The sequence below is a fragment of the Pseudomonas sp. R15(2017) genome, from assembly GCF_002112685.1.
GTDB lineage: Bacteria > Pseudomonadota > Gammaproteobacteria > Pseudomonadales > Pseudomonadaceae > Aquipseudomonas > Aquipseudomonas glycinae.
The window spans coordinates 268,162-283,771 of record NZ_NEII01000006.1; the positions used below are offsets into that span (position 1 = coordinate 268,162).

Consider the following 15,610-nt stretch of genomic DNA (forward strand, 5'->3'; position numbering starts at 1 on the left):
TTAACGCATAAGGCACCTTGCTAGGATCGCGCCACCGGACGACCGGACATTCAGCGACCCTTGACCAAGGAGCCCCCATGTCCGGCGCCGACTCATCCCATCGCAATCATGTGAACACGTTGTTTCGCGACCATTACCAGTGGTTGTGCACACGTCTGCGTCGGCAATCGAATGATGCGGCCACGGCCGAAGACATCGCCGCCGAAACCTTCGCGCAGCTGCTCGAAGCCCCCGGCCTGACCGCCATCCGCGAACCCCGCGCCTTGCTCACCACCATCGCCCAACGCCTGCTGTACGAGCGCTGGCGGCGGGGCGATCTGGAGCGTCGGCATCTGCATCAATTGCAACAGGGCGACCTCGATCACCCCCCGTCTCCTGAAGAGCTCGCCGACCTGTCGCAGAGTCTCAAACACCTGGATCGGACGCTCCAGCGCCTGCCGGGCAAGGTGCGCTCGACCTTTCTGCTGGCGCGCATCGACGGCCTGACCTACCCGCAAATCGCTGCCGAACTGGGCATCTCCCAGCGTTCGGTGAGCCTGTACATGACCCGTTCCCAGGCCCTGTGCAATCGCCACAGCGCCAACCAAACCCTGATTTCCTCCCAGAACAAGAGGTCCGCATGAGATCGCTCAAAACCCTGCTCGGCAGTTCGCTGCTGGCCCTGACCCTGACGGCCGGCCATGCCGTGGCCACGGAAAAAACCACGCCGATTCACTTCGGCGATATCACTTGGGAAAGCGGCAGTTTCATCACCGAAGTGCTGCGCCTGATCGTTGAAAAAGGTTATGGCTACCCGACCGATACGCTGCCGGGTAGCACCGTCAGCCTGGAAGCTGCGCTGGCGAAAAACGACATTCAGGTGATCGGCGAAGAGTGGGCCGGGCGCAGTCCGGCGTGGGTCAAGGCTGCCGCCGAGGGCAAGGTGTTCGGCCTCGGCGACACGGTGAAGGGCGCCACCGAAGGTTGGTGGGTGCCGGAATACGTGATCAAGGGTGACCCCGAGCGCGGGATCAAACCGCTGGCGCCGGAGCTGAAATCGGTGGCCGACCTGCCGCGCTACAAGGATGTGTTCAAGGACCCGGAAGACCCGAGCCGTGGGCGTTTCCTCAACAGTCCGACCGGCTGGACCTCGGAAATCGTCAACAGCCAGAAGCTCAAGGCGTATGCGCTGAACGACAGCTTCGTCAACTTCCGCACCGGCTCCGGCGCGGCGCTGGATGCCGAGGTGGCGTCGTCGATCAAGCGCGGCAAACCGGTGCTGTTCTACTACTGGTCGCCGACGCCGCTGCTCGGTCGCTTCAAACTGGTGAAGCTGGAAGAGCCGCCGTTCGACGCCGAAGCCTGGAAAACCCTGGCCGATGCCAACAACCCCAATCCGAGAGGCACCCGCTCGATGCCGGCGAGCCTGGCGATTGGCGTGTCGGCGCCGTTCAAGGCCCAGTATCCGGAGCTGGTGACGTTCTTTGAGAAAGTCGACTTGCCGATCGATCTGCTGAACCAGACCCTGGCCGGGATGAGCGAGAAGCGCCAGCAGCCACGTCAGGTGGCCGAGGCGTTCCTGCGCGATCAACCGCAAGTGTGGAAGCCCTGGGTACCGGGTGATGTGGCGAACAAGGTGAGCAGCAGTCTGTAGTTTTTTTCTGATGTTTCTGTAGTGCTGCACCGACGCCATCGCGGGCAAGCCCGCTCCCACAAGGTTCTGCGCAATGTTCAAGCCTGCGTGGTACCTGTGGGAGCGTGGCTTGCCCGCGATGGCGTTCGACCAGACCAAGCCTTTTTTGCGCTGAACCGTTTCTCGTCCGTTTCCTGTCCGAATTCCCTCATTGCTGGCCGACTAGTGGCCTTGCGCAAGCATTCGCGCTGTCTATGCTCATTCATAACTAACTATGTCGGCCGCCATTCAAAGCGCTCAGACGGCAATCGGTTAGCCGTGAACAAAGCTGCCAGAGTGCGCAACCGAAGGCACCGGACACTGAACCGACAAGGAGCATGTTTCTAAATGGAAGTTCTTCTACACGTTAGGAATGGCCCGCCTGCGGGCTATCAAGAAAAGGATGCCTTGATTAGAGCGTCGTCGCATGGACTCTCCGATTAATCATCGTTTATCACCTGACAACTTCCTCCCGTGGAGGAAGGCGTGTGCCTGTTCTGTGGAACGTAGTGGTGGATTCTGAAAGACCTGAACTTTCATCAAATCAAAAGAACGCGCGGAAGGTGATCGAGACATGTTCAACCTACATCACAAGGCTGATCTGCAGGAAATCGAACGTTTCAGCTGTGCCCTGACCGAAGCCAACGCCAAGCTGGCGGCGATCAGCCGTTCGATGGCAATGATCGAATTCACCCCCGAGGGCATCGTGCTGGATGCCAATGACAACTTCTGCAAGACCATGGGCTACAGCGCCGAAGAAGTGCGTGGCAAACATCACCGGATTTTTTGTGAAGAAGAATTTTATCGCAGCGAGGAATACGCCAAGTTGTGGCGTGACCTGGCCCGTGGCGAACCCATCAGCGGGACTTTCCTGCGCTTGAACAAAAGCGGTCGGGAAATCTGGCTCGAAGCCAGTTACATGCCGGTGTATGGCCCGGACAAACAGGTCCGCAGTGTGATCAAAGTGGCGGCGGACATCACCGCGCGCGTGAACAAGGAAAAGGAAGAAGAGAGCATGCTGGCGGCGATCGGTCGCTCGATGGCGGTGATTGAGTTCACCCCGGAAGGCAATGTGATCACGGCCAACGACAACTTCCTCAAGACCATGCAGTACTCGCTCAACGAAATCGTCGGCCATCACCACAGCCTGTTCTGTCACCGGGTCGAGGCCGAGTCCGCGCAGTACAAGGCGTTCTGGGCCTCGCTCAATCGCGGCGAATATCACTCGCACCGCTTCGAACGCAAGAACAAGTCGGGGCAGACCGTTTACCTCGAAGCCTCGTATAACCCGTTGTTCGATGCCAAAGGCCGGTTGTACAAAGTGGTGAAGTTCGCCAGTGACATCACCCACCAGATGACCACCTTGCAGACCGCTGCGGAATCGGCCCACAGCACCTCTGTACAAAACGACGCCTGCGCGCAAAAAGGCTCACAGGTCGTGCAGCAAACGGTGCAGATCATTCAGGACATTTCCCGCGACCTCAACGAAGCGGCGCTGAGCATCGATGCGGTCAGCAAGCAGTCGGACATCATCGGCACCATCGTCCAGACCATTCGCGGGATTGCCGACCAGACCAACCTGCTGGCGCTCAACGCGGCGATCGAAGCGGCAAGGGCGGGTGAGCACGGGCGTGGCTTTGCGGTGGTGGCGGACGAGGTGCGCAGCCTCGCGGCGCGAACCAGCCAAGCGACCGTGGAGATCGTCGACGTGGTGCGCAAGAACCATGAGTTGTCACTGAGCGCAGTGTCGAGCATGCAGTCGAGCCTGAGCCGCACCGGGCTCGGGGTGGAACTGGCGAACGAGGCGGGGGATGCGATTCGGGAGATTCAGCAGGGCTCGCGGCATGTGGTGGATGCGATCAGTCAGTTCAATGAGACGTTGAGAATAGAGTAGCGACTTGGGAATTGCCCCTCTGTATAGAGGGGCAAAATTTTCTCGATCACTCTTTTTCGGTCAAGGAAAAGCTACCAATGACATTTGCATAATTGGACGGGTTGTCACGCTCTTCTGCCCTGAACTTGAAGGTTCCTCTTGCAAACTTTTTCGTATCGTCTACTTCCAGAATTGTTATTTCCCCGCCCTCTGCATCTGCAGGCCAAGAGCTGACCAATCCGTTTTGATTATAAAAACCAGTGACGCTAAGGTCCTTTGTGAAGGGATATGTGCCAGTTTTGATCTCACCATAGATGTCCACTTGGGCACCTCGTAACCCGTTGGGACCTACTTGGAAACCGCCGACACGTAGATTTTTTGAGGTGACGGTGAAAAAGAGCTCATTAGTGGTGATGGTTTCTTCCGGGCCACCGTTTTCGCTCACTTTTAAACCAAATAGCCCAACTGCGTTGTTTTCCACGTTCATTTTTAATTCCTTTTCTTGGCTGAGCTGCTGGCGGAGCGACATTGCTCCTCCACGGTTGATGTTGTTTCAGCTTTGAAGGGGAGGACAACTGTCAGAACTTACAGGTATCGACTCTCGGGAGTAAGAAATCGACTAGCGGTAACCGTACGGTGAGGGCAGAGTCTCGAGTGAGACTCTGCTGAGGGAAGGGATCGTCTTAGAGCGAAGCGAGGAACTTGTCCGCCGACTGGTCGCTGATCTTCGTCGAGTTGGCGTCTTGCTTGTTCTGTTTTTCGGCTTCGGCCAGCTTGATCTTGTCCTGTAGACGCTCGGCGATCTCTTTGCCGATCGCCAGTTGTTTCTCCGGCGGCATCGCTTTGATGTCGTCTTCGGTCAGGCCCATTTCCTTCAGGATACTGTCGCGCAGACGCTGTTCCGGCGTTTTGCTCATGTAGTCCTTGAATTCATCCAGGGCCGATGAGCCTGTGGATTTGCTCGGCGAAGTATCGGAGGTTTGCAGGGCGACGCGGGTCTTGGCGAACGCTTCGTCGACGTTGTCGCTGATGCGCGTGGCTTCGCTGACTTGCCGGGTCGCCAGTTGGGTAGCCGATTCCTGCACTTTGGCGGTGGCTTCGGCGGTTTGCGCCTGGGCCTGGTTTTGCAGGGTCTGCAGCATCGCGCCGTGCAGGCCGCCTTGCAGGCCGGCCGCGGCCGTGGCGGTTGCATCGTCATTCAGCGGCTTGGGCAGGTGAATGATTTGCTGTTGTTTTGCACTGACCAACATGATGAAAGGGCCTGTAGGTAATGACTGTCAGCCCTGGTTAGCAATTACCGTGCCTGTTGAATAAGTGCTTTTACTTCAATGGCTTGTGGTTTTTGGTGAACCGGCAAAGCGGTCATCCCTTGCCGGAGGGTGGCAGAGGATGACCGTTGTCCGTCAGCGATGGGCGATGTTTTCCAGCGCCAGGTTACGGGTGCGAGGGCCGAAGTAGCCGATGGTCAGCATCACGATCAGCATGCTGGCGACGATGAACGCCAACACGCCCGGCGTGCCGAAGTGATCGAGGAACAGACCGATCAGCAGGCTGCTGAACACCGTCGACAAACGGCTGAAGGAGTAACAGAAGCCCACCGCCCGGGCGCGGATGTTGGTGGGGAACAGTTCGCTCTGATAGGAGTGATAACTGAAGCTCAGCCAGGCGTTGCAGAAGGTGATCATCACACCGCAGAAGATCAGGCCGAAGGCGCTGGTCTGCAACGCGAACAGGGTGCCGAAAGTCATGGCGCCGAGGGCCGAGCCGACGATCTGCCACTTGTTCTCGAAGCGGTTGGCGAATTTGACGAACAGCAACGGCCCGAGCGGGTAGGCGAGGGTGATGATGAACGCGTACATCAGACTGTGGGTGACGCTGACACCCTGACCGGAAAGCAACGCTGGCAGCCAGTTGCCGAAGCCGAAGAAACCGATGGCCTGGAAGATGTGAAAGACGATCAGCATCAGTGCCCGGCGCCGGTACGGTGGCTGCCAGATATCGGCGAAACGGCCCTTGCCCTCGACATCGACGGCTACTGCTTCCGGAGCGTCCAGTGGCTGGCGGTGATCCTTCTCACAACGCGCCTCGATACCGTCAAGAATCCGGTTCGCCTCATCGAAGCGGCCATGCTGCGCCAGCCAGCGCGGCGACTCCGGCAGACGTTTGCGCAGCCACCAGATGAACAACGCAAACACCGCGCTCGCCAGCACCACCCAACGCCAGCCGGACACCCCGAACGGCGCCTGCGGCACCAGCCACCAGGACATCAGCGCCACCGCCGGCACCGACAGGAACTGCACGAAAAACGCGAAGGCAAACGCCGAACTGCGCATGCGCTTGGGCACCAGTTCCGAGAGGTAGGCGTCGATGGTCACCAGTTCGATGCCGAGGCCGATACCCACCAGAAAACGCATGCAGATGATCCCCAGCGCTGAACTCTGTACGCCCATTAAAACTGTGGCGACGGTGTACCAGACCAGCGCGAAAGTGAAGATCGCCCGCCGCCCGAAGCGATCCGCCATCGGGCTCAGCAGACTGGCGCCGAGAAACAGTCCGAGGAACGTCGCCGAGGCGAACGCGGCCTGATCGGAGAAACCGAACACGCCCTGATTGCCGGTGGCGAAGATGCCATCGCGGATCAGGCCGGGGCTGATGTAGGCGGTCTGGAACAGGTCGTAGAGTTCGAAGAAACCACCGATCGACAGCAGCGCCACCAGCCGCCAGATCGTGGCGACTGCCGGGAGGCGGTCGATGCGGGCGGAAATCTCGGCGGCGCGTATCGGGTCGATGCCGTCGCGTTGCGCGGCGGGGGCGTGTGCAGTCATGGGCTGATCCATTTTTTATTGATGGAAAAGCTTAGCCTGCTATCGGAAATCAAGGATTGTTTATATCGGCGGTTGGCGCGGTAAACCGCCGATTTCTTGCAATATCCGCTTACCAATTAACGATTTATGTCGCAGGCGTCGGATCGGGCAGCGCCGACGCCGGCAAGCCGAATACTCGGTCGAACAGCCAGTTGAACGCGAAGGTGTAGCAAGGGATGAACACAATCAGTGCCAGATCCAGCAAAAAGGCCTGCACCAGACTGATGTTCATCCACCAGGCGATCAGCGGAATCAGGAACACGATCAGCGTCAGTTGAAAGCCGACGGCGTGGGCGATGCGCCGTTTCACCGTACGGGTGCGTGACACCTGGCGGCTTTCCCAACGCTCGAACAGCGAGGTGTAGATGAAGTTCCAGGTCACGGCGATGGTGGTGATGATCACCGCCAGCGGGCCGGTGCTGCCGGGCGAGGTGCCGGACAAAAGGGCGAGGCCAAGGGCCGAGAAGGTCATGCCGATCACTTCGTAGAGCGACACATAGACCAGTTTGCGTTTGACGCCTTGCATGGGAATTGCCTCTTTCTTGCGACTTGTGGCCAGCGGGGCTGGCGAAGGCGACGAAAGATAGCTTCAATGGCGGTGACAGAAAAAGTCAGAAGCTTTCAGTTTTATTGATAGGTAAATGAAGTGAATTTCAACAGCGAAAGCATCGAGCTGTTTCTCGCCGTGATCGAGCGCGGCTCGTTTTCCGCCGCTGCCAGGGCGTTGGGCAAAGTCCCGTCGGCGGTGAGCATGGCGATCGGCAATCTTGAGGCCGAACTCGGTTATGCGTTGTTCGACCGCAGCCACCGCGAACCGCAACCCACGGCGATGGCGCTGTCGCTGGTGCCACACGCGCGGCTGATCGCCGATCAGCTCAAGCAATTGCAGGTGCACGCAGTGCAGTTATCGCTGGGCCTGGAGAGCAAGTTGTCGATCGGCGTGGCGGCGGATATCGACCGGCGACGGTTGCTGGTGGCGATCAAGGACATCAGTGAGCGCCATCCGCTGCTCGACATCGAAGTGCTGACCGCGCCGCAGGACGATGTACTGGCGATGCTTCACAGCGGCCGGGTCAGCGTGTGTCTGGCGTTCGCCGGGTTGAGCGTGAACGTGCTGGAGCGCTTTCAGTTTGTCGGCAGCGAACGGATGATCGCCACGCTGGCGGCGGACAGTCCGTTGTTGCAGGGGCAGGATCTGTTTCTCGAGGATCTGGTGCATGTCCGGCAGATCGTGGTTGGCAGTCGCGATTTGCCGATCAGCGAAACCCGGCCGCTGGTGGCCGAATCCCACTGGCGCACCGACAACCTGGAAACGGCGCTGGAGATGGTCGAGGCAGGGTTGGGCTGGGGCAATTTTCCGCTGTCGGTGGTGCAGCCGTGGCTCGATAGCGGACGGCTGAAACGGCTGAATTTTCGCAACATCGAAAACGGCCTGGTGCTGCCGGTGCACGCGGTATGGCTCAAGAGCCAGCCTTTGCAGAAGGGCGCGCTGGCATTGGTTGAACTCCTCGGCGGGGTAAAGGCCGAACCTTGAACAGGGGAGTACCACAAAATTTGTGGGAGCTGGCTTGCCAGCGATAGCGGTGGTCCAGTCCAGAATTTATTGACTGACCTGACGCCATCGCTGGCAAGCCAGCTCCCACAGGGATTTCGGGATTATGTACTTTCGCGGATTTTCAATTCGAAGCCCATGTCCTCGACCGGCCGCGCCACACTGTTGCCGGCCATCAGTGTCAGCATCTGCTCCGCCGCACGCTTGCCGATCGCTTCACGGGGCGTATTGATGCTGCTCAGGCGCGGCACCATGTGCTCCGACATCGGCAGGTCGTTGAAGCCGAGGATCGCCACTTGCTCGGGGATCCTGATCCCGTTGCGCAGCGCTTCGAGCAAGGCCCCCTGAGCCAGGTCATCGTTGCCGAAGAAGATCGCATCGACATCCGGATGCGCCGCCAGCAATTGCAGGAACAACTCGCCACCCAGGCCCACGGACGATGAGCGCGGGGTCAGCACCTCCAGATCCGGGTCGTAACGGCCGGCCTTCTGCAACGCCTTGCGAAAGCCTTCACCGCGCAGCAGGGTGCGCTGATCGAGCTGTGCGCCAATGTAAGCCAGACGCTTGCGGCCACGGGACAGCAAATGTTCGGCAGCCGTTTCCCCGGCGCTGAGCTGGGAGAAACCGACGCAGTTCACCCCGGCGGCGCTGTCCAGTTCCATCATGTACACGCAAGGAATATTGCTGGCCTCGATCATCCGTCGCGAGCTTTCGGTGCGGTCGAAGCCGGTCAGCAACAAGCCGCGTGGCTGATAGGCCATGTAGTTGCGCAGCAGATTTTCTTCTTCATCGCGCGAATAGTGGAAGTTGCCGATCAGCACTTCGAAGCCTTTGGGCGTCAATACCCGATGAATGGCTTCCAGGGTGTCAATGAATAAAAGGTTGGACAGCGAAGGCACCAGAACCACCACCGAATGGCTCTGCGCCGAGGCCAGGGCGCGGGCGGCGGGGTTGACCACATAGTTGAGTTCCAGCGCGGCTTTCTGCACTTTTTCCACAAGCTCGGTGGCAACCGTGCTGACCCCACGCAGGGCGCGGGAGGCGGTAATCGGGCTGACGCCGGCCAGACGGGCGACTTCATTAAGGGTGGGACGGCCGGTGGTGCGGGTGTTTTTATCGTTTTTAGGGGTGGTCATCGGGCGGCTTGCCAAACAAAAATCAAGGCACTAAGGTAGCGCTGTCCTTATGCAGCTGCAAATGCGTAAGCGAGGTCCTGCCTGATCCTCGCTTTTTGGCGTACGGACAAAACCTGCTGCAACCCAAAAAAACGACAAGAAGGCGTCGGCAACTTCTGCCTGTGCACTAGAGTCATAGCTAGCAAAGGTAGCGCTGTCTGCGCGCTGAGGTGTTACATGAATCATCCCATCACCGCCCTGGTCATCATGGGCGTTGCCGGTTGCGGCAAGACGTGCGTCAGCGAGGCCCTGTGCCAATTGAGCGGCGCCACTGCCATTGAAGGCGATACTTTCCATCCGGCCGCGAACATCGAAAAGATGAGCGCGGGGATCCCCCTGAACGACGAAGACCGTGCCGGCTGGCTCGACAGCCTGTGCGATGAACTGCGTCGCGTCGATGCCCTGGGCGAGCGCCCGGTGCTGACTTGCTCGGCCCTCAAGCACAGTTATCGCGAAGTGCTGCGCAGCGCCTTGCCGGGCCTGGGCTTCGTGTTCCTCGAATTGACGCCTGAAGTGGCCGCCGAACGTGTGTCCCACCGTCCGGGCCACTTCATGCCGGCCACCCTGATCGAAAGCCAGTTCGCCACTCTCGAGTCGCCCAAGGGCGAGCCGTTGACCCTGGCCCTGAATGCTTCGATCCACAGCGTTGAAGAACTGGCGGCGCAAGCCCACGTCTGGTGGCAGGCCCATGGCCTGAAACAGGCGGTATGAGTGTGATTGTGAAGACAGCGCTGTCCTTTCGACTTCTGATTAACCCGCTTTAATAACAACAACAAACCAGGAGACACCCCCTCATGTTTGGCATGTCCCATGACGCCTACCTGCTGCTCGATGCAGTGGTTACGGTGATCGGACTCATCGTCCTGATCACCAAGTTCAAGATTCACCCCTTCATTGCCCTGACCATCGCCGCCGCGTTCCTCGGCCTGACGTCCGGCATGCCGATCGGCACCATCATCAAGGCGTTCCAGGACGGCTTCGGTGGCGTGCTCGGTTTTGTCGGCATCATCCTCGCCCTGGGCACGATGCTCGGCAAGATGATGGCCGAATCCGGTGGTGCCGATCAGATCGCCCAGACCCTGATCCGCGCGTTCGGCAAGGACAAGGTGCAGTGGGCGATGATGTTCGCCGCGTTCCTGGTGGGCATTCCGCTGTTCTTCGAAATCGGCTTCGTGCTGCTGATTCCGCTGGTGTTCATCGTCGCTCGCCGCACCGGTGTGTCGATCATCAAGATCGGTATCCCGCTGCTCGCCGGCCTGTCCGCCGTGCACGGCCTGGTGCCGCCGCACCCGGGTCCGCTGCTGGCCATCGGCGTGTTCGGTGCCGACATCGGCAAGACCATTCTCTACGGTCTGATCGTCGCGCTGCCGACCGCCATCATCGCCGGTCCGATCTTCGGTACGTTCATCGCCAAGCACATCCCAGGTACCCCGAACCAGGAACTGGTCGATCAACTGGCCCGTGAAAACGATTCGGCCAACCTGCCGAGCTTCAGCATCACCCTGGTCACCGTGCTGCTGCCGGTGTTCCTGATGCTGCTGAAAACCTTCGCTGACGTGGCCCTGCCGGACGGTCATTTCTTCCGCACCTGGATGGACATGATCGGTCACCCGATCTCGGCACTGCTGCTGGCATTGCTGCTGTCGCTGTACACCTTCGGTCACAAGCAGGGCATCGGTTCTCAGCAGATGCTCAAATGGCTGGACGCGAGCCTGGCGCCGACTGCCGCGATCATCCTGATCATCGGTGCCGGCGGTGGCTTCAAGCAGATGCTGGTGACCAGCGGCGTGGGCGACGTGATCGGCCACATGGCGGTCAGCGCGCAGATCTCGCCGATCCTGCTGGCGTGGCTGGTGGCGGCGGTGATCCGCATCGCGACGGGTTCGGCTACTGTGGCGACCATCACTGGCGCGGGCATCGTGGTGCCGGTGGTGGGGATGATTCCGGGCGTGAACCGTGAGCTGCTGGTGCTGGCCACCGGTGCCGGCTCGCTGATCCTGTCCCACGTCAACGACGCCGGTTTCTGGCTGGTGAAGCAGTACTTCAACATGACCGTGGCCGAGACCTTCAAGACCTGGACGGCGATGGAAACCATCCTGTCGGTGGTGGGTCTGGGCTTTATTCTGTTGCTGTCGCTGTTCGTCTAAGGGCAAATCGCAGGCACAAAAAAACCGCAGCGATGCGGTTTTTTTGTGCCTGGATCGTTCCCACGCTCCGCGTGGGAATGCCTCAATGGACGCTCTGCGTCCGCTTTCGGCAGGGACGCGGAGCGTCCCGGGCTGCATTCCCACGCGGAGCGTGGGAACGATCAGGTGGGGAGGAGGCAGTTACTTAGTGCCCAGGCCATCCGCCCGGAACATCCCGCGAATCCCGCGTACGGCCTGACGAATCCGGTCCTGGTTTTCGATCAGCGCGAAGCGCACGTGATCGTCGCCGTACTCGCCAAAGCCGACGCCTGGCGAGACGCAGACCTTGGCCTCGGCCAACAGCTTCTTGGCGAACTCCAGCGAACCGAGGTGCGCGTAGGCTTCGGGAATCTTCGCCCAGACGTACATCGAAGCTTTCGGGTTCTCGACCATCCAGCCCAGTTCATGCAGGCCTTTGACCAGCACGTTGCGGCGCTGGCAATACTGTTCGGCGATGTCGCGCACGCACTGCTGATCGCCTTCCAGCGCAGCAATCGCGGCCACCTGCAGCGGGGTAAAGGTGCCGTAGTCGTGGTAGCTCTTGATCCGCGCCAGGGCGCTGACCAGTTCCGGGTTGCCGACCATGAAACCGATCCGCCAGCCCGCCATGTTGTAGCTCTTGGACAGGGTGAAAAACTCCACCGCGATGTCCTTGGCGCCCGGCACCTGCATGATCGATGGGGCTTTCCAGCCGTCGTAGACGATGTCGGCGTAGGCCAGGTCGTGCACCACCAGCACGTCGTACTGTTTGGCGAGGGCGATCACCCGTTCGAAGAAGTCCAGCTCCACGCACTGCGCGGTCGGGTTCGACGGGAAGCCGAGGATCATCATCTTCGGTTTCGGGATCGAGCCGCGAATCGCCCGTTCCAGCTCGGCGAAGAAGTCCACGCCCGGCACCAGCGGCACCGACCGCACCTGGGCGCCGGCAATCACGGCACCGTAGATGTGAATCGGGTAGCTCGGGTTCGGCACCAGCACGGTGTCGCCCTGATCCAGGGTCGCCAGCATCAGGTGCGCCAGGCCTTCCTTGGAACCGATGGTGACGATGGCTTCGCTTTCCGGGTCGATCTCGACCTCGTAGCGTTCCTTGTACCAGTTGGAAATCGCCCGGCGCAGGCGCGGAATGCCCTTGGACGTGGAGTAACCGTGGGTGTCTTCGCGCTGTGCAACCTGCACCAGTTTTTCAACGATGTGCGGCGGCGTGGCGCCGTCGGGGTTGCCCATGCTCAAGTCGATGATGTCTTCGCCGCGACGTCGGGCGGCCATCTTCAGCTCGGCGGTGATGTTGAAAACGTAAGGGGGGAGTCGATCAATGCGCGCAAAGCGGCGCGGCGAACCTTGTTCAGCCATTGTTGCCTCGGATAACGTAAGCGCCCGGAACCGTCCGAGCGACGCTGGTCACTGCGGTGACCTGTGGCGGACGATAAGGGCAGCGATGGCAGACTGTCCAGCGCCTTTGTAAACAAATTTTTCCCAAGGAAATCGGTTAATGGAATTCACCAGCGGCTTCTTGCTGAGCCTTTCGCTGTGCCTGGACATCGGCGTGGCCAACATCGCGATGATCACCCTGGCGATGCAGCGCGGCTATTTTCAGGGCTTCGCACTGGGGCTCGGCACCTGCGTCGGCGACCTGATCTACGCGGTGCTGGCGCTGGCCGGAATGACCGTTCTGCTGCAATACGAAACCGTGCGCTGGGTGCTGTGGATCGGCGGTTCGGCGCTGTTGATCTACTTCGCGGCGAAGATGATCTATTCGGCGATCCACCACGAAGCGCAATTGGCGGCGACCGCCGAAGTGGGCCAGAACTCCCATCGCAAGGAATTCTTTCGTGGGATTTTTCTGGCCATGTCGTCGCCGAGCGCCATCCTCTGGTTCGCGGCCGTGGGCGGCACGTTGATCGCCCGCTCCGGTGGCGGCGGTCCTTTGAGTTCGGCGCTGTTTCTCGGCGGTTTCCTGTGCGCCGGGCTGTTGTGGTCGGCAGGCTTGTGCTTCGCCGCGAGCCATGGCGGCAAGTTGCTGGGCGACAAACTGCTGCGCTATTCCTACATGGCATCGGCAGCGATCTTCTGCTATTTCGCGGTCTACGTGATCGTATCCGGTTATAACGAGTTCGTCGGCTCGGGCGCCGCCGAGGCCCTGCATACGCTGTAAATGTGCGAATCGGGTTTGGCTTCTATACTCCCAGCCGAACCCACTTTTTTCGTTCAAGGAGTCGAGTCATGGATGAGCAAAAACGCGTCGAAGTGGCTGAACCTCGCTTCGAACATGGACACTTCCTGCTGATTGCAGGATTTCGCGATCGCTTCACCAAAGAGACCGTTCAGGACATCTCTGCACTGTGGGAAAAACTCATCCCGCACATCGGGCATATTCCGGGGCAGAAGAGTGAAGTGACTTACGGTGTCTGCAGCAATTTCGACGGTAACGGCGGTTTTGACTACATGGCCGGGGTCGAGATCAGCAAGCTCGATGAGTTTCCACAGGAAAAGTATCCTTGGATCGAAATCCTGCCACGCCAGTACGCGGTGTTCGAACACAAGGGTTCGCTGGATCAACTGCCGCAGACCATTGACTACATCTACAACACCTGGCTGCCGAATTCCGAATACAAAGGGCTCAACGCCCCGGAGCTGGAACGCTACAGCGCCGATTTCAATCCAAAAACCAATACCGGCAAGCTGGAAATCTGCGTCCCGGTGGAAAAGAAAACCTGATTGCTGACCGGCAGCGCGAACCCGCTTCGCGCTGCCGATCAGGCTTTATTTGCCCTTGATCCGTCGTGCCCGCAACAGGTCGATGCCCAGGGTAATGAAGCCGAAGAAGCTGATGCCCAACACCATCAACAAACCGATTTCCACGCTGCTCATAAACGGTTCCCTCCTCGGGAAATAAGAGTCAGGTCTCAGAAATAGACCGTCCCGAATCCGAAGAAAAGCGCTTATACGCAGGCTTTACGCCCCCCGTGCGGATCGATATGAACACCTTATTCCTTTATCCTTGGCGGCCTTGTTTCCTCTGATTTCGAGCCGCCATGAACACCCTCATCCGCCACGTCACCGCCGCCGACCTGGACCGCTGCTACGCCATCGAAACCCTCGCCTATGAGGGCGACGAAGCCGCGACCCGCGAGAAGATCGCCACGCGCATCGCCACTTGGCCGGACGGTTTCATCGTCGCCGAGGTGGACGGGCAGGTGGCCGGCTTCATCAACTCCGGCGCAGCGTTTGACGTGCAGATGTCCGATGAAGCGTTCAAGGAACTGATCGGCCACGACCCGGCGGGGCCGAACGTGGTGATCATGTCGGTGGTGGTGCACCCGGATTATCAGGGGCTGGGCCTGGCCAAGCGTCTGCTGGGCGAATTTATCGAACGCATGCGCGAGCAGGGCAAGGCGACGATTCACCTGATGTGCAAGGAGCGGCACATCCCGCTGTACGCCGGATTCGGTTTTGCCTACATCAAACCGTCCGAGTCCGACCACGGCGGGATGGCGTGGCACGAGATGATCCTGACCCTCTGAAGAAGAATCCCTGACCTGATCGTTCCCACGCTCTGCGTGGGAATGCAGCCCGGGACGCTCCGCGTTCCTGCCGCACCACTGATGCAACGCCTGGCACCGTCATGACGCAGAGCGTCAAAGTCTGCATTCCCACGCAGACGGTTCGACGCCTCGACGTGGGAACGATCGGTGGACGGGGTCAGTAGAGGGTGTCACGTACTCTGGCCGGGGCCTCGCGATCATAGGCCTCGGCATCAAACTGCCCATCATTCAGCCGCTTGTGAAAAGCTCCTGCGGTCGGCAGCGCCGAGCGCGGCAGATGAGTTTGCGGATTCCACGCATCCGAACGCACGAATGCCTTGGAGCAATGAAAGAACGCCGCCTCCACCGCCACCAGCAACACCGTGCGCGCCGGTTTGCCGTTCACCGCGAAGCTTTCCAGCAATTGCGGATCAGCGCTGATGGTTGCCGTGCCGTTGACCCGCAACGTCTCGCCAATCCCCGGAATGATGAACAGCAGCGATACCCGCGGATCGTGCAACACGTTGCGCAAAGTATCGATGCGGTTGTTGCCCGGACGATCCGGCAGGGCAAGCGTGCGCTCGTCAATGATCCGCACAAACCCTGGCGCATCGCCGCGCGGAGAACCGTCGATGCCGTCGGCACCCACCGAGCTGACAATCACCAGCGGCGAGACCTGGACCATCGCCTGATAGTCCTCGTTGAGAAAACCGATCTGTTTGCGCACCGCCCGTTCGTGGGGCAAGCCGTAGATGGCTTCCAGCGCTTCGATTGAATCGATCATCGTT

At 59.9% G+C, this 15,610-nt stretch carries 15 protein-coding genes and 2 pseudogenes; 10 read left to right on the forward strand and 7 right to left on the reverse strand.

Annotation, left to right across the window (positions count from 1 at the left end; translation table 11 throughout):
- The first annotated feature begins 77 nt into the window (after nucleotides 1–77).
- From CAF77_RS14710 to CAF77_RS29740, 4 genes and pseudogenes are all read left to right on the forward strand, one after another.
- On the forward strand, nucleotides 78–623 hold the full coding sequence (locus tag CAF77_RS14710; protein WP_064383708.1) for a sigma-70 family RNA polymerase sigma factor: 546 nt from the start codon (nucleotides 78–80) through the stop codon (nucleotides 621–623).
- On the forward strand, nucleotides 620–1,633 hold the full coding sequence (locus tag CAF77_RS14715) for an ABC transporter substrate-binding protein (protein WP_064383706.1): 1,014 nt from the start codon (nucleotides 620–622) through the stop codon (nucleotides 1,631–1,633). The genes CAF77_RS14710 and CAF77_RS14715 overlap by 4 nt, the downstream gene beginning before the upstream one ends.
- Nucleotides 1,634–2,225: 592 nt before the next feature.
- Nucleotides 2,226–2,996 (forward strand): annotated as a pseudogene (locus CAF77_RS29735) (PAS domain-containing protein); the annotation flags it as partial.
- A 120-nt stretch (nucleotides 2,997–3,116) separates the two neighbouring features.
- Nucleotides 3,117–3,545 (forward strand): annotated as a pseudogene (locus CAF77_RS29740) (methyl-accepting chemotaxis protein); the annotation flags it as partial.
- Nucleotides 3,546–3,591: 46 nt separating this feature from the next.
- On the opposite strand, the gene CAF77_RS14725 reads toward CAF77_RS29740, so the two are convergent.
- From CAF77_RS14725 to CAF77_RS14740, 4 genes are all read right to left on the reverse strand, one after another.
- Nucleotides 3,592–4,053, reverse strand: coding sequence for a hypothetical protein (locus tag CAF77_RS14725; RefSeq protein WP_064383701.1), 462 nt, complete (start codon nucleotides 4,051–4,053; stop codon nucleotides 3,592–3,594).
- A gap of 154 nt (nucleotides 4,054–4,207) precedes the next feature.
- The gene (locus tag CAF77_RS14730) at nucleotides 4,208–4,774 is read right to left on the reverse strand and encodes a hypothetical protein (protein WP_064383700.1); all 567 of its coding nucleotides are present in this window, start codon (nucleotides 4,772–4,774) and stop codon (nucleotides 4,208–4,210) included.
- 153 nt (nucleotides 4,775–4,927) lie between these two features.
- Entirely contained in the window at nucleotides 4,928–6,349 is a 1,422-nt protein-coding gene (locus CAF77_RS14735; protein ID WP_007951130.1) for an MFS transporter, read from the reverse strand.
- Between the two features lie 124 nt (nucleotides 6,350–6,473).
- Nucleotides 6,474–6,914: a PACE efflux transporter gene (locus tag CAF77_RS14740; protein WP_011335585.1), complete on the reverse strand. Its 441-nt coding sequence runs from the start codon at nucleotides 6,912–6,914 to the stop codon at nucleotides 6,474–6,476.
- A 120-nt stretch (nucleotides 6,915–7,034) separates the two neighbouring features.
- On the opposite strand from CAF77_RS14740, the gene CAF77_RS14745 reads away from it, so the two are divergent.
- Nucleotides 7,035–7,922, forward strand: coding sequence for a LysR family transcriptional regulator (locus CAF77_RS14745; protein WP_085654845.1), 888 nt, complete (start codon nucleotides 7,035–7,037; stop codon nucleotides 7,920–7,922).
- Between the two features lie 122 nt (nucleotides 7,923–8,044).
- On the opposite strand, the gene CAF77_RS14750 is transcribed toward CAF77_RS14745, so the two are convergent.
- Entirely contained in the window at nucleotides 8,045–9,076 is a 1,032-nt protein-coding gene (locus CAF77_RS14750) for a LacI family DNA-binding transcriptional regulator (protein WP_039766142.1), read from the reverse strand.
- A gap of 216 nt (nucleotides 9,077–9,292) precedes the next feature.
- Here CAF77_RS14750 and CAF77_RS14755 point away from each other — a divergent pair, with 216 nt between their 5' ends.
- Both CAF77_RS14755 and CAF77_RS14760 read left to right on the forward strand, forming a co-directional pair.
- Nucleotides 9,293–9,826 carry a gluconokinase gene (locus CAF77_RS14755; RefSeq protein WP_011335582.1) on the forward strand — a complete coding sequence of 178 codons (534 nt, stop codon included), beginning with the start codon at nucleotides 9,293–9,295 and terminating at the stop codon, nucleotides 9,824–9,826.
- Between the two features lie 83 nt (nucleotides 9,827–9,909).
- Nucleotides 9,910–11,262, forward strand: a complete 1,353-nt coding sequence (locus CAF77_RS14760; RefSeq protein ID WP_011335581.1) for a GntP family permease — start codon at nucleotides 9,910–9,912, stop codon at nucleotides 11,260–11,262.
- A gap of 180 nt (nucleotides 11,263–11,442) precedes the next feature.
- Here the strand turns inward: CAF77_RS14760 and alaC are convergent, their stop codons facing one another.
- Entirely contained in the window at nucleotides 11,443–12,651 is a 1,209-nt protein-coding gene (gene alaC, locus CAF77_RS14765; RefSeq protein WP_064383696.1) for an alanine transaminase, read from the reverse strand.
- Nucleotides 12,652–12,790: 139 nt separating this feature from the next.
- Here alaC and CAF77_RS14770 point away from each other — a divergent pair, with 139 nt between their 5' ends.
- From CAF77_RS14770 to CAF77_RS14780, 3 genes are all read left to right on the forward strand, one after another.
- The gene (locus tag CAF77_RS14770) at nucleotides 12,791–13,453 is read left to right on the forward strand and encodes a LysE family translocator (RefSeq protein WP_039766147.1); all 663 of its coding nucleotides are present in this window, start codon (nucleotides 12,791–12,793) and stop codon (nucleotides 13,451–13,453) included.
- A gap of 68 nt (nucleotides 13,454–13,521) precedes the next feature.
- Nucleotides 13,522–14,016, forward strand: coding sequence for a GyrI-like domain-containing protein (locus tag CAF77_RS14775; RefSeq protein WP_085654847.1), 495 nt, complete (start codon nucleotides 13,522–13,524; stop codon nucleotides 14,014–14,016).
- A gap of 317 nt (nucleotides 14,017–14,333) precedes the next feature.
- Entirely contained in the window at nucleotides 14,334–14,822 is a 489-nt protein-coding gene (locus CAF77_RS14780) for a GNAT family N-acetyltransferase (RefSeq protein ID WP_064383694.1), read from the forward strand.
- Nucleotides 14,823–15,000: 178 nt separating this feature from the next.
- On the opposite strand, the gene CAF77_RS14785 is transcribed toward CAF77_RS14780, so the two are convergent.
- Nucleotides 15,001–15,606, reverse strand: coding sequence for a pyridoxamine 5'-phosphate oxidase family protein (locus CAF77_RS14785; protein ID WP_085654849.1), 606 nt, complete (start codon nucleotides 15,604–15,606; stop codon nucleotides 15,001–15,003).
- Nucleotides 15,607–15,610: the final 4 nt, after the last annotated feature.

What these genes read in the sequence shown, in the direction of transcription:
- CAF77_RS14710 (WP_064383708.1), top strand. Translation starts at nt 78, where the DNA reads ATGTCCGGCGCCGACTCATCCCATCGCAATCATGTGAACACGTTGTTT.
- CAF77_RS14715 (WP_064383706.1), top strand. Translation starts at nt 620, where the DNA reads ATGAGATCGCTCAAAACCCTGCTCGGCAGTTCGCTGCTGGCCCTGACC.
- CAF77_RS14725 (WP_064383701.1), bottom strand. Translation starts at nt 4,053, where the DNA reads ATGTCGCTCCGCCAGCAGCTCAGCCAAGAAAAGGAATTAAAAATGAAC.
- CAF77_RS14730 (WP_064383700.1), bottom strand. Translation starts at nt 4,774, where the DNA reads ATGTTGGTCAGTGCAAAACAACAGCAAATCATTCACCTGCCCAAGCCG.
- CAF77_RS14735 (WP_007951130.1), bottom strand. Translation starts at nt 6,349, where the DNA reads ATGACTGCACACGCCCCCGCCGCGCAACGCGACGGCATCGACCCGATA.
- CAF77_RS14740 (WP_011335585.1), bottom strand. Translation starts at nt 6,914, where the DNA reads ATGCAAGGCGTCAAACGCAAACTGGTCTATGTGTCGCTCTACGAAGTG.
- CAF77_RS14750 (WP_039766142.1), bottom strand. Translation starts at nt 9,076, where the DNA reads ATGACCACCCCTAAAAACGATAAAAACACCCGCACCACCGGCCGTCCC.
- CAF77_RS14755 (WP_011335582.1), top strand. Translation starts at nt 9,293, where the DNA reads ATGAATCATCCCATCACCGCCCTGGTCATCATGGGCGTTGCCGGTTGC.
- CAF77_RS14760 (WP_011335581.1), top strand. Translation starts at nt 9,910, where the DNA reads ATGTTTGGCATGTCCCATGACGCCTACCTGCTGCTCGATGCAGTGGTT.
- alaC (WP_064383696.1), bottom strand. Translation starts at nt 12,651, where the DNA reads ATGGCTGAACAAGGTTCGCCGCGCCGCTTTGCGCGCATTGATCGACTC.
- CAF77_RS14770 (WP_039766147.1), top strand. Translation starts at nt 12,791, where the DNA reads ATGGAATTCACCAGCGGCTTCTTGCTGAGCCTTTCGCTGTGCCTGGAC.
- CAF77_RS14775 (WP_085654847.1), top strand. Translation starts at nt 13,522, where the DNA reads ATGGATGAGCAAAAACGCGTCGAAGTGGCTGAACCTCGCTTCGAACAT.
- CAF77_RS14780 (WP_064383694.1), top strand. Translation starts at nt 14,334, where the DNA reads ATGAACACCCTCATCCGCCACGTCACCGCCGCCGACCTGGACCGCTGC.
- CAF77_RS14785 (WP_085654849.1), bottom strand. Translation starts at nt 15,606, where the DNA reads ATGATCGATTCAATCGAAGCGCTGGAAGCCATCTACGGCTTGCCCCAC.